The 1,289-nt window shown below is 32.7% G+C and carries 1 protein-coding gene and 1 pseudogene; both read right to left on the bottom strand.

The window, feature by feature from the left end; translation table 11 throughout:
* Positions 1–240: pseudogene (locus HMPREF2811_RS08615) on the bottom strand (glutathione S-transferase family protein); the annotation flags it as partial.
* Between the two features lie 338 nt (positions 241–578).
* A complete protein-coding gene (locus tag HMPREF2811_RS08610; protein WP_071408981.1) occupies positions 579–1,073 on the bottom strand; it encodes a phosphoribosylanthranilate isomerase in 495 nt (164 codons plus the stop codon).
* Positions 1,074–1,289: the final 216 nt, after the last annotated feature.

Here is a 1,289-nt window from a genome sequence, read left to right as displayed (position 1 = left end):
ATCTTCTAAACCTTTTAATTTACGCATCATTAAAGTGCGACTAGCCCATGGACAAGCGAGTGAGACGTATAGATGGTAGCGCCCAGCTTCCGCTTTAAAGCCCCCTTCACCAGTCGGACCTGGTGCACCATCTATTGTAATCCAATTTCTGAATTGTGAATCTTTACGTACAAAACGACCACCTGTTGATTTGGTATCATACCATTGGTCTTTCCAAACACCGTCTACTAATAATCCCATAATACCTCTCCTTTTAGAAATAATAATCTGTTTCAAACTATCTATTTCTATTGTAATATAATCGAAGACATATCTCACGTATTAGGGTTTGGTTAGGCTAACAGACCGTAAAACTCAAACACTAACTATAGAAAATTAAATAAAGCTAGATGATTAATATTTAAAAGTTAGCTGTACTTAACTTCGCTAGACAAAAATTTAACCAAACTATATTTGCTATAAATAAGTAATATCGAATAATCAAAGCGCTATAACTTGCATTTCCAAGTATATATTAACTTAAAAGTAAAAGCTCCACTTAAGGTTAGGAAAAATACTTGTCTAACATTAACTCTTAGCTATATATGCTTTTTCAAAAAATCAATTTTCTTAAAATCTTTATTGTTATTATTGTCATTTCTATAAGAATCCTTTGAAGAAGCTTGATAGATTTTTAAAAACTGCCTTAGGTTGGGAAGACGAAACGTTATACCATCTACTTGAATGAGGTCTAGGTCTGATACTCTTATTCCCGCAAAGTCGTATAGGGAATCAATGGTGCCATACTCTACACTAAGGCCGTTTTTTTGAAATTCATGTTCATGAAGGTCTATTAATTCATAGCCTAGATCTTCCATGACTTTGGATATTGTACCCCAATTATAAATTCTAAGCTGGTCAGGAGCCTCCCATCCTCTTGGATCACCTGGAACATGAATGTCTATATCTGATGGATCCCAAGAAGTTTTTGAAATAAACTCTAAACCTAAGGAGCCCATTAAAGTTGGCACAATTCCAACATTGTTTAAATGTACACAAATTATTTTAAATTCATTAAATAGGTCTTTTTTCATTGGTCCTCCATGATAGTGTACTGCTTTGGCATTTTATTGCTTCTGTTTCATATTATTATGCTAAAAATCATAATTCGATTATCTAAATAAATTATTTTTTAAGACTTCTAGAGCCGTGTTTTGAAAAAGTCCATAATATTGTGTAAAAAGAAAGTGACACTTATAAAAGTCAACTTAAAAATCACGATTTGTCTCACTTAAGATTCCCCACTTTTT

The sequence above is a fragment of the Globicatella sp. HMSC072A10 genome, assembly GCF_001811625.1.
GTDB lineage: Bacteria > Bacillota > Bacilli > Lactobacillales > Aerococcaceae > Globicatella > Globicatella sanguinis.
Note: the sequence above shows the minus strand (reverse complement) of the source record. Positions and strands in the feature narration are given on the sequence as shown.